This window comes from Ruegeria sp. HKCCD9138 (assembly GCF_057220975.1).
Map to the genome: position 1 here is coordinate 1 of NZ_JBWVAZ010000018.1, position 11,164 is coordinate 11,164.

Genomic DNA, 11,164 nt, shown 5'->3' on the forward strand with positions numbered 1-11,164 from the left:
GTCATTCACCCGCGGCATCTGACATCGTCAACAGCCAAAAGTTTGCAACAGATCCGTCAAAAACGCTTTTGTTGGTAGCTTTGGCTGTCCAATCCCAATCGAGATGTTGAGCCGAAATTCTCAACAACGCAATTGAGAAGGACCGACGTTTCATCAAGCGTAGGATACAGTCAGAACTCGGCCTAAAGTGTTTTTCATCTTCTTCTGCAAGCGGCACCGGCCCTAGGTCTGTAAGTTCCGAGCCCGCCTTTTGGTTGCGACAATAAAATATGCCGGGAACTCACCACCGACCCGGTAACAAGAAATTGTCCATCACCTCGACAACTGCATCGGCTAGATCCTCGATTTGATCAATACGCCGGTTGATAGGATAGTAGTTCGACACATCGTGCCTTATCCCGATGGCACAAAGTTCAATGTTCATATTTGACTGAACCCGCGCTATGACCTGCCGCAAGTGCTTATCTAGAATAGTCTTGTCTTCATTTTTCTCCAATGTAGCCTGATCAACCGGCGCGCCATCAGACAGCACTATAAGCACTTTGCGCCTTTCCGACCGTTGCGCCAATCGCCTGACCGCCCAATCCAGTGCTTCCCCGTCGATGTTTTCCTTCAAGATGGAAGGCATCAACATCGCACAAATACTGTCGCGCGCGCGGCGTAGGGGCGTAGCAGCATCCTTGTAAACGATGTGCAGCACGTCATTTAGGCGACCCGGCGACGTTGGCTTCCCCGCTCTCAACCAATCCTTGTACGATTTTCCTCCCTTCCAGGCCGAGGTGGTAAAGCCGAGGATCTCGGTCGAGATTGTGCAACGCTCCAGTGCAGCCACCAGAAGTTCGGCGACAATGCAGGCGGTTTCCACCTGCTTACCCCTCATCGAACCGGAATTGTCGATCAGTAGAGTCACGGCGGTATCTCGAAATGGGCTGTCGGTTTCCTGTTTGTAAGCGTGTTCGAAGCCCGGGTTGATGACCACACGGTCCAGTTTTGCCGCGTCGATCAGCCCTTCTTCCAGATCAAACTCCCATTGTCGCGTTTGCTGCGCGAGAATTCGACGTTGGAGCCGACTGACAAGGCGCGTGACTTCGGTACGGTATTCTGACATGCGCGCATCGAGCCTGAGCCGCGCCTCACGCAGACTGGCAGAGGGAGCAAGGTCGTTGGCGTGAACCACGCGATCATGTTGCGTCGTAAACACGCGATAGGGCCTGGGTTTCACTGATGGGCTTGCCGAAACCGGTTGTTGTAGGTCGTTGATGTCGTTTTCGACCTCGCCCGGCTCAAACAGCGGAGCATCGGCCAGGTTGTCGGACACGCGCCGTTCGCTGCTATCCGTTCCTGAATCATCATCCTGATCCGTCAAGGCGCGCCGTTCACGTTCACCGGCCGAGGGCAACTCGGCCAACAAAGCTGCAAGGAAAGATTTGGATTGCTCGGCAAAAGCCCGTTGGTCGTCGATCTCGCTCGCCATCTTGGTAAATTGCACCTGATACCGTTCGCGCAGCCACCTGTCCCACATACGGAACCCTGCGGTTTGCAGGCTTGGCTCGGGGGTGCCCAAGAAACTGTCGCGGCAAACCATGCGCAACGCCTCGGCCAAAGGCAGCAGCGAAGCGAGATGAGCATGCAACAATTGCGCGCGCTTCAGGCGGTCGACCTGCAGGGCGACAAGATTGTTGACCACGCCGGGAAAAGCCGAGGCTTCCAGCGCCTCGCAGCGCAGGTGTTCGAGAAGAAGGAACAGCCGTGCCCGGGTCGAGTCCTTGGGCGACAGTGTCAGATGCAGATCGGGGTCATGATGCACCAGAAAGCTTGCGCTGGCATCGCATTGCCCCCGTAGTGCCACCAGATTTGCGGCGTCCGGTTCGAGTTTCGGCAGTACGATACAATTCGTGTCGGCGCCGGCACCTGGTCCAAAACGCACCTCGACATCCTGCCCGACCATGGATCGCGCGGTGGCCGCCAGGCTGGCCTCGATGTCGCGCAACGCCTGATCCCGGTTTGCCTCTTCGCGCTTCTCGCTTTCGGATTTCAGGCTGTCAGGATCGGACCAGATCGTCAGCCACTCACCACCATGACGCACGACACCTTTGTCGTCGCGCTTCTGGATGGTGCTGCGGACCTCTTTCGTCACCTATCAGACCAGAAGCTGGGATATCTTGTCGGTGGCGGCCTCAAGCGCCGTCAGGCAGCGCGTTTCCAGATCGTCCAGCGATAAGTTTCCAGGATGGCCGCACACATTCACCGCCGCCAGCGTTTCGCCGTGATAGTTCTTTAACGGTACCGAAATGGCGACCAACGAGTTTTCAAGTTCGCGGTCGATCAGGCAATAGCCCTGTGATCGCACACGGCATATCGCGGCAGTAATGTCGTTGATATCAGTCAACGTATTTTCTGTATGCGCTTCAATGTGCGAGGCCAGAAGGACTTCTCGCACCTTGGTTTCCGGTAAAGCACCAAGCAGAACGCGTCCCATTGCCGTACAATAGGCCGGTTTCTGCGAGCCAATATCCATTGCCATCGTCATCACACGGTCGGTCTGAAACCGTGCAACGTAGACCACGTCCACGCCCTCCAGCACCGTGACCGACACTGCCTCATTCAATTCATCCCGCAGTTTTTCGAGGATAGGTGACGCCAGCGACAGCCAGTTTTGCGAGCTGAGATAGGAAAAGCCAAGCTCAAGCACCTTGGGCGACAGACTGTAATACTTGCCATCAGTATACATGTAGCCTAGTGCGTGCATGGTCAGAAGCAGTCGTCGTGCGCCCGCGCGTGGGAGTTCCGTGACGCGAGCCACGTCGGAAACCGTCATCTTTTCGGTCCCCTCCTTAAAGGATCGCAGCACGCGAAGTCCCTTGGCGAGCGATCCAACGAAATCCCGATTCGTGTGTTCTATTGGCTCCAGAACCGTCATTTTGGCGCTTTTTCCTCTCGATTCGCCTCAAATTTAACCGCATACCGAACAAATGGGCGTATTGCGAACATTTCCCGGGTCACTCTGTTGACGTAAAATAACGAACATGAGCACAGTTCGCAATATGAACAGCCGTTCGGAATGCGAACACATGGATCGGCTGAAATGCTAGGAGGAGATAGGCCGTGAGCCAGTACACCACAGATTTCGCCTCGATCGACGAGTATGACAGCGGATCAATCACCGTTATCAGCGAGGACAACAAGAAGAACTATGTCTTCTCGAACATGTACGAGGTTGCCGCAAAATCCGCCCCATACGAGCGCGTCGCTGTGGCCAAGAATTTCGAATACGTGATCGAGTCTACGCGCGCCGAAGGCACATCTCCCTGGTACACGGCCGCCCATGACGAGTTCGCCGTTGCGATGGACTACCCGGTTACGGTCGAACTGGTAAAACTCGAAGACCCCGATGCCGTTGTCGATCCCGAAAGCGAAGGCGCGCATAAGCTATCCGGTGATCCGCAAGGCCCCAAAATGGGCACGATCAAACTGAGCCGCGGCCATATGGCCCTGCTGCCGGTCGGTGCGGCATACCGTTTTAGCGCCGAAAGCCCAGCCACCCTTATGATCCAAACAATAGACGGACCCGTGACCCAGCACAAATGGGCCGAGTTCTGTCAACAGTAAGTTTCGCGGAGGAGACACCAAAATGGCTATGAAAGAAGATCTCGGCAACACCGAAATCAGCAATCCCCGCGGGCTGCCGCTGTCCGGCGGGTTCTCGGTCGACCCTGCCGATAACGTGACCGGATACAAATCCTTCAAGGCAGGCAAGTTCAATTTCCGCCGGGACGAGTATTTCGCCTATATCGAAACCCCGAAGGGCACCCACACCATGTCGGTGGACGTATTTCTGCGCGCATTGATGCGCGACGTGGCATGGGGCTTTTTCTACGGCACCGTGAATTTCGACCCGGTCTTCGGCACCACCAACTATTATGGTGAGGTCGAGATGTTCTACGGCACGCTGAACGAAGCCTATGTCGCCGATGGAAACGACTATATCGAGCGGTTCAAGGCTGATGAGCTGATGGAGATCTTCAAAGGCATGATCTCGGACTGGACCATCGAAGGGTTCGATCCCTTCGCGGCGCCTCGTGAAACCGGCACGCCCTGGGGCATCAAGAACGGAGATAATGACGATGCAGTCAGCCGCCAGCGCGTCACCGCTCGCCGAATGGTCGGCGTCCCCGGAGACACACCGCTGCGTACCGATGTGAACGGCTATCCCGTCAACGTCATGTTCGATGATGTCGATCAGGGTCAGCCCGAGGTGGATGCAGAGCCGGGTTTCGAGCATGAGGTTCAGGCCTATAACCTGTTCGGCTATCTCAGCCGCTCGGACGTGACCTGGAACCCGTCGGTTTGCTCGGTAGTCAAGGACAGCCTGTTCTGCCCGACAACCGAGGAATACATCCTGCCTGTCGAGCATGGCAATGACCGCTGCGAGTGGTTCATTCAGATGTCCGACCAGATCACCTGGAACATAAAGGACGGTGAGCGAGGCCGCCCCAAGGCGGTGGTGCACATGAAGGCCGGCGACGTGGCCTGCATGCCTGCCGATGTCCGCCATCAGGGGTTTTCGCCGAAGCGGTCCATGCTTCTGGTTTGGGAAAACGGCTCGCCCAAAATCCCGGATCTTATCCGTGACGGCAAAGCACCCAACGTAGCCGTCGATTTCTGATCTGAACAAATTTCCGGGCAGGGAACCGCTTTGCCCGGAGCAACCTCGAGACACGCGATAAGCGCTACCCGTGGAATGCCCGCTTTCCATGAACGGAGGAGATTTGCGCGATGACCATCCTGCCCGCCTTCAAGAACGCTGGGTTGACCCGGCCGATCCAGACCAAGCTGTTTATTGGCGGTGAATTCGTCGACGCCGTCGGCGGCGGCACGATCGACGTTCTGAACCCTTTCGACAACTCCAAGATTTGCGAGATAGCCGAAGCCCGCGAGGAAGACGTGGATCGCGCAGTGGAAACGGCAAAGGCCGCGTTCCCGGCCTGGTCGCGCATGGACCCCGCCGATCGTGGCCAGCTTCTGCTGAAACTGGCGGATGCCATCGAAGCCAATGCCGAAGAGCTGATCCGGCTTGAGGCGCTGGACACTGGCCACCCGGTGCGCGATGCACGCAAGCTCGACGTTCCACGCACCGCCCGCTGTTTCCGTTATTTCGGCGGTATGGCAGACAAGGTCGAAGGCTCGCTGCCGCCAGTCTATCCGGGCTTCATCAACTATGTGCAGCGCGAACCGCTTGGCGTGGTGGGGCAGATCGTGCCTTGGAACTTCCCGCTGATGTTCACCAGCTGGAAGATGGCGCCGGCGCTGGCCGCCGGGAACACGATAGTCATCAAGCCTGCCGAAATCACGCCGCTGTCGACGCTGCGTGTTGCGGAGCTAATGAAAGAGGTCGGTATCCCTGACGGCGTGGTCAATGTGGTGCCCGGTTACGGCCACGCCGCCGGCGCTCGCCTGGCGGAACACCCCGATGTGAAAAAGATCGCCTTTACCGGCTCCACCGCCACCGGCCGCCGCATCGTACAAGCCTCGGCCGGTAATCTGAAGAAGGTGCAGCTGGAGCTGGGCGGCAAAGGACCCAATATCATCTTCAAAGATGCTTTCCTGCCAGCCGCTGTCGGCGGATCGGCCTGGGCGATTTTCCACAACCAGGGTCAGGCCTGTATCGCCGGTTCCCGCATCATCATTCACGAGGATGTGGCCGATGAATTTACGGAAAAATTTACTGCGCTGGCCAAATCCATCCGTCTCGGCAATCCGCTGGATACAAATACCGAAATGGGTCCGCTGACATCGAAGATGCATCAACAACGGGTGTTGGAGTATTCCAGGATCGCCGTCGATGAAGGCGGCGAGATTGTCACCGGCGGCAAGGCCCCCGACTCAGCCGAGCTGAAGGAAGGCTGCTTCGTCGAGCCCACCGTGGTGCGCGCCACAATCGACAGTCGCGTTTGCCAGGAAGAGGTGTTCGGCCCTTTCGTCACTGTCTCGACCTTCCGCGAGGAAGAAGAGGCGCTGAAGATGGCCAATGGTGTGATCTACGGGCTGGGATCGGGCTTGTGGACGCAGAACCTGTCCCGTGCGCACCGTTTTGCACGGGATATTCAGGCCGGCATGGTCTGGATCAACTCCTACAAAGTTGTCCACCCGGCCTCGCCTTTTGGCGGCATCGGCGAAAGCGGCTACGGCCGGGAAATGGGGTTCGAAGTGATGCGCGAATACACCCAACCGAAATCGGTCTGGGTCAATGTCGATGCACAAATCCCACCTCATTACGAGCGCTGAGGGAGGCTGCGATGACTAAGAGTAACGACTCCGTCTGCTGCGGAAAATGCAAAAAGGCCGAACTCGGCACGTGCACGAAGCTGGAAAAGATGCTGGCCGCGCTGAAACCTCCGGCTAAGGAGAAAACCCGTGCAGTTTGACTATGACAGCTTGTCCTCACGCGTGATCTTCGGTGCCGGACGCTGCGCCGAAGTGGGCGAGGAGCTCGACCGGCTGGGCATCAAACGGGCGCTGGTCCTGTCTACCGCCGATCAGTCCGAGGCCTGCGCGACTTTTGCTGCCATGATCGGCGACCGGGTGGGCGCGCTCTATCCTGGCGCGGTCATGCATACGCCGGTGCAGGTTACGGAATCCGCGATGCATCAGATGGAGCAGATGAACTGCGACGGTATCCTGTCTGTTGGCGGTGGATCGACCATCGGTCTGGGCAAGGCCATCGCCTACCGCACGGATCTGCCGCAGGTCGTGGTGCCCACCACCTATGCAGGGTCGGAAATGACACCGATTCTCGGCCAGACCGAAGGCGGTGTGAAAACCACGCTGCGCTCGCCCAGGGTTCTGCCCGAGACCGTTATCTACGACCCCGAGCTGACGTTAACCTTGCCGGATTTCATCTCGGGCCCGTCCGGTATGAACGCCATCGCCCATTCGGTCGAAGCGCTTTACGCGCAAGATGCCAACCCGATCATCTCGATGATGGCAGAAGAGAGTATTCGCGCCCTCGGCGCGGCGCTGCCAAAAGTGATGGACGACGGCAGCAACGTCGACGCCCGTGCCGAGGCTCTATACGGTGCCTGGCTGGCCGGGGCTTGTCTCGGTTCAGTCGGCATGGCGATCCATCACAAGATTTGCCATACGCTGGGCGGCTCATTCGACCTGCCTCATGCCGATGTGCATTGCCTGATGATTGCCTACTCTGCGGCCTATAACCGCGAGGCAGCACCCGACGCAATGGCGCGCACTGCGCGCGCGTTGGGGGCCGAGGATGCGCCTTCAGCCCTGTATGATCTGTTGCAATCGGTCGGCCGAGTCAAATCGCTGGCCGAGCTTGGCATGACCGAGGCCGGGCTGAACAAGGCCGCCGATCTGGCGGTGCAGAACCCCTATTACAATCCGCGCCCCGTCACCCGCGATGGGGTACGCGAGATGCTGCAGGCGGCCTTTGACGGAACCCGCCCGTAACCAACAAACTTGCTAAGGGAGGAAGTAATGTTAATTCGCCAACCCGGTCTCATCGACCGCAGAACTCTTATAAAAACCACGCTTGCCAGCGCCGCGCTGACATCCAGCCTGTCCTTCACCCGCCGCGCCCACGCAGCCGACGGCGTGATCAAGATCGGCTATGTCAGCCCCCGAACCGGGCCGTTGGCGGCATTCGCGGAATCAGACGAATACATCCTTGCCGGGATAAACGCCGCGTTCAGCGAAGGTATCACCATTGATGGCAGCACCTATGGTGTTGAGGTGATCGTCAAGGACAGCCAGTCGAACCCCAATCGCGCAGCGGATGTAGCGGCGCAGTTGATCCTCGAAGACGAGGTCAATCTGATGGTCGTCTCATCAACCCCGGAAACCACAAACCCGGTCTCAGACCAGTGCGAAATCAACGGGGTGCCCTGTATCTCAACCGTAGCACCGTGGCAGCCTTGGTTCTTCACCCGTGGCGGCGAGCCGGAAACCGGGTTCGAATACACTTACCACTTCTTCTGGGGCCTTGAGGACGTCATTGCCGTCTTTACCGAGATGTGGGGGCAACTTGACACCTCAAAGGTCGTGGGTGGCATGTTCCCCAATGACGGCGACGGCAATGCCTGGGGTGATACGGAACTGGGCTTTCCCAAACCACTTTCAGAACTTGGCTATGACCTGATCGATCCGGGCCGCTATCAGAACCTGAGCGATGATTTCTCAGCCCAGATTTCCGCCTTCAAAAATGGCACTGCTGATATTGTCACAGGGGTCATGATCCCTCCGGATTTCACCACTTTCTGGACCCAGGCCCGGCAACAGGGTTACACGCCGAAAATCGCTTCGATGGGCAAGGCCATCCTGTTCCCGGTGGTGGTCGAGCAACTTGGCGACGCGGGGCAGAACCTCAGTTCCGAGGTTTGGTGGACGCCAAACCACCCGTTCTCATCCTCGCTGACAGGTCAAAGCGCCGCGCAGGTTGCGGACGGCTACACAGAGGCAACCGGCCGCCAGTGGACTCAACCCATCGGTTTTGCCCATGCCCTTTTCGAGGTGGCCGCCAACGCCTTGTCGCGCTCGGGCGATCCGTTCGACTATGACAAGGTGCGCGATGCTGTTGCAGAAACCAAGCTGGACACCGTCGTCGGCCATATCGACTTCAGCGCCGGGCCGGTGCCAAACGTGTCCAAGACCCCCTTGGTAGGCGGTCAGTGGCGTCTGGGCGGACCATTCAAATACGACATGGTGATCACCGCCAACGGGATCGCTCCAGAGGTACCGACCGGTGGGTCTATGGAGGCTATTTCCTGATCCACATGTTCCGCTCCGGGCATCTCTCCCCCGCTCGGGGCACAACCTGTATTCCGGAGGACGCTTCATGAGCGACATCCTGACATTGGAGTCAGTGTCTAAGAGCTATGGCAAGCTCAAGGTGACAGACGATCTGAGCTTCACGCTGAAAGATGGTGAGGCGCTTGGCGTCATCGGTCCAAACGGTGCCGGTAAAAGCACCATGTTCAATCTGATCGCGGGTGGCGTGAAACCCGATGCCGGGCGCGTGAACTATCAGGGCAATGACGTGACCGCCTTTTCCGCGTCGAAACGCTGCCGGCTGGGTGTCGGGCGGAGCTACCAGATCCCGCACCCCTTCGCAGGGATGACAGTTTTTGAAAACCTGCTTGTGGGTGGTGCCTTTGGAGACTCGGTTCGCGAAAGCGAATGTTACGACCGCTGCGTCGACGTGCTGGACCGGACCGGCCTGCTGCCCAAAGCCAATGTCCGCGCCGGAGCTTTGACGCTGCTTGAACGCAAGCGTCTGGAAATGGCGCGCGCATTGGCCACCAATCCCAAGCTGCTGCTGCTGGACGAAATCGCCGGCGGCCTGACCGAACATGAATGCCAAGAACTGGTCGATACCATCAAAAACATCCACAAGTCGGGCGTTTCCATCATCTGGATCGAACATATCGTGCATGCGCTTCTGGCCGTGGTCGACCGGCTGATCGTGATCAATTTTGGTGCCAAGATCGCCGAGGGCGATCCGAAGGAGGTGATGAACTCACCCCAGGTCAAGGAAATCTACATGGGGATTGAAGGCGATGGCTGATCCGGTTCTGCAAACCCGTGGGCTGACCGCCCACTACGGCGACTTTCAAGCCCTGTTCGGGATCGACTTCGAGATCTACGAGGGCGAAACGGTCGCCATCATCGGCTCGAACGGGGCGGGAAAATCAACCTTCCTGCGCTCGATCACCGGCATGATGGACACCACTAGTCAGGATATAACTTTTCTGGGCCGTCCGGTCGGTGGCACCGCTGCGCACAGGCTTGTCAAACGGGGGCTGGCAATGGTGCCCGAGGGGCGCAGGCTGTTTCCCTCTCTCACGGTCGAAGAAAACTTGCTTATTGGCTGCTACGGCCGCAGCGGACCAAAATGGACGCTGGAAACCATCTACGACCTGTTCCCGATACTTGCCGAGCGGCGCCATCACGGCGGCACCGACCTGTCCGGCGGTCAGCAGCAGATGGTGGCAATCGGACGGGCACTGATGTCGAACCCGAAGTTGCTGTTATGTGACGAAATCAGCCTTGGTCTGGCGCCCATCGTCATCAAGGACATTTACGAGGCCGTCCCCAAGATCAAGGCGCATGGCGCGACCATGATCGTGGTCGAACAGGACGTGAACCAGGCGATGGCCGTCGCGGATCGGGTATACTGCTTTCAGGAAGGTCACGTCTCGCTGACCGGTAAACCCGGGGACCTGACCCGCGAACAGATATCGGCCGCCTATTTCGGCCTTGAGGATGGGGAGGCTGCCTAATGGACTGGGTAAATGCAATCATACAGGGGATCCTGCTGGGCGGGCTCTATGCGCTCTTCGCCGCGGGGCTGAGCCTCATGTTCGGCGTGATGCGCTTCGTCAATATCGCACATGGTGATTTTATCGTGGTGGCGGCCTATGGCGCGCTGATCGTTGTCGCGGCCTCCGGGGTTCACCCGCTGTGGGCCATGCTTGTCGTGGTGCCAGGGATGGCCCTGATCGGATATGTGGGCCAGCGGGTGCTGCTGAACCGAACGCTGGGCGAAGATATCCTGCCGCCATTGCTGGTGACCTTCGGGTTTTCGATCATCATCCAGAATGTGCTGCTTGAGGTGTTTTCGGCCGACAGCCAGAAATTGCAGGCGGGATGGCTTGAAACCGCCTCGATTCCGATCAACCAGAGCATTTCCATCGGGGTCATGCCGCTGCTGATCTTCGCTTCGGCGTTGATCGTGATCTCCGGATTGCAGGCGTTCTTCTACAAAACCTCGCTGGGCCGGGTGCTGCGCGCCACGTCCGATGATCAGGATACGGTGCGCCTGATGGGGGCCAACAACGCCAAGATCTTCGGCTATGCCACGGCGATTGCCTCGGCTGTTGTCGGGATAGCCGGTGTCTATCTGGCGATGCGCACAAATTTCGACCCCTCGGTCGGACCCGCGCGCCTGCTGTTTGCCTTCGAGGCCGTGATCATCGGCGGGCTGGGCAACCTCTGGGGTACTCTTGCGGGTGGCATCATTTTGGGCGTGGCGCAGGCCATTGGCGCTCAGATCGATCCGGGGCTCCAGATCCTCGCGGGCCATCTGGCCTTTCTTGTCCTGCTGGTGGTCAAACCACAGGGCCTGTTCCCGAAGATGAAAGGATAATCC

Annotated in this window: 10 protein-coding genes; 8 read left to right on the top strand and 2 right to left on the bottom strand. The window is 58.3% G+C overall.

The genetic code is table 11. The annotated features are described in order from the left end of the window. Positions 1-280: 280 nt before the first annotated feature. Together AC2TEL_RS20755 and AC2TEL_RS20760 are read right to left on the bottom strand one after the other, a co-directional pair. A complete protein-coding gene (locus AC2TEL_RS20755; protein ID WP_480906727.1) occupies positions 281-2,137 on the bottom strand; it encodes a cobaltochelatase CobT-related protein in 1,857 nt (618 codons plus the stop codon). A gap of 3 nt (positions 2,138-2,140) precedes the next feature. Then, positions 2,141-2,920 (bottom strand): IclR family transcriptional regulator domain-containing protein, encoded by a 780-nt coding sequence (locus AC2TEL_RS20760; protein ID WP_480844419.1) that lies wholly within the window; start codon positions 2,918-2,920, stop codon positions 2,141-2,143. 185 nt (positions 2,921-3,105) lie between these two features. Here AC2TEL_RS20760 and AC2TEL_RS20765 point away from each other — a divergent pair, with 185 nt between their 5' ends. From AC2TEL_RS20765 to AC2TEL_RS20800, 8 genes are all read left to right on the top strand, one after another. After that, a complete protein-coding gene (locus tag AC2TEL_RS20765; protein WP_480844420.1) occupies positions 3,106-3,609 on the top strand; it encodes a cupin domain-containing protein in 504 nt (167 codons plus the stop codon). A gap of 22 nt (positions 3,610-3,631) precedes the next feature. Continuing rightward, positions 3,632-4,666: a hypothetical protein gene (locus tag AC2TEL_RS20770; protein ID WP_480844421.1), complete on the top strand. Its 1,035-nt coding sequence runs from the start codon at positions 3,632-3,634 to the stop codon at positions 4,664-4,666. Between the two features lie 110 nt (positions 4,667-4,776). Continuing rightward, entirely contained in the window at positions 4,777-6,285 is a 1,509-nt protein-coding gene (locus tag AC2TEL_RS20775; protein ID WP_480844422.1) for an aldehyde dehydrogenase family protein, read from the top strand. A gap of 129 nt (positions 6,286-6,414) precedes the next feature. Continuing rightward, positions 6,415-7,467, top strand: a complete 1,053-nt coding sequence (locus AC2TEL_RS20780; protein ID WP_480844423.1) for a maleylacetate reductase — start codon at positions 6,415-6,417, stop codon at positions 7,465-7,467. Between the two features lie 27 nt (positions 7,468-7,494). Then, complete coding sequence (locus AC2TEL_RS20785; RefSeq protein WP_480844424.1) at positions 7,495-8,784, top strand: ABC transporter substrate-binding protein; 1,290 nt, start codon at positions 7,495-7,497, stop codon at positions 8,782-8,784. 67 nt (positions 8,785-8,851) lie between these two features. Then, positions 8,852-9,580: an ABC transporter ATP-binding protein gene (locus tag AC2TEL_RS20790; RefSeq protein ID WP_480862918.1), complete on the top strand. Its 729-nt coding sequence runs from the start codon at positions 8,852-8,854 to the stop codon at positions 9,578-9,580. Then, positions 9,573-10,295, top strand: coding sequence for an ABC transporter ATP-binding protein (locus AC2TEL_RS20795; RefSeq protein WP_480862920.1), 723 nt, complete (start codon positions 9,573-9,575; stop codon positions 10,293-10,295). Before AC2TEL_RS20790 ends, AC2TEL_RS20795 begins: the two co-directional genes overlap by 8 nt. Continuing rightward, the gene (locus AC2TEL_RS20800) at positions 10,295-11,161 is read left to right on the top strand and encodes a branched-chain amino acid ABC transporter permease (protein WP_480862922.1); all 867 of its coding nucleotides are present in this window, start codon (positions 10,295-10,297) and stop codon (positions 11,159-11,161) included. Before AC2TEL_RS20795 ends, AC2TEL_RS20800 begins: the two co-directional genes overlap by 1 nt. The last annotated feature ends 3 nt before the right edge of the window (positions 11,162-11,164 follow it).

Excerpts from the sequence above, each read along its gene's own strand:
- AC2TEL_RS20760 (WP_480844419.1), bottom strand. The coding sequence starts at position 2,920 with ATGACGGTTCTGGAGCCAATAGAACACACGAATCGGGATTTCGTTGGA.
- AC2TEL_RS20770 (WP_480844421.1), top strand. The coding sequence starts at position 3,632 with ATGGCTATGAAAGAAGATCTCGGCAACACCGAAATCAGCAATCCCCGC.
- AC2TEL_RS20775 (WP_480844422.1), top strand. The coding sequence starts at position 4,777 with ATGACCATCCTGCCCGCCTTCAAGAACGCTGGGTTGACCCGGCCGATC.
- AC2TEL_RS20785 (WP_480844424.1), top strand. The coding sequence starts at position 7,495 with ATGTTAATTCGCCAACCCGGTCTCATCGACCGCAGAACTCTTATAAAA.
- AC2TEL_RS20790 (WP_480862918.1), top strand. The coding sequence starts at position 8,852 with ATGAGCGACATCCTGACATTGGAGTCAGTGTCTAAGAGCTATGGCAAG.
- AC2TEL_RS20795 (WP_480862920.1), top strand. The coding sequence starts at position 9,573 with ATGGCTGATCCGGTTCTGCAAACCCGTGGGCTGACCGCCCACTACGGC.
- AC2TEL_RS20800 (WP_480862922.1), top strand. The coding sequence starts at position 10,295 with ATGGACTGGGTAAATGCAATCATACAGGGGATCCTGCTGGGCGGGCTC.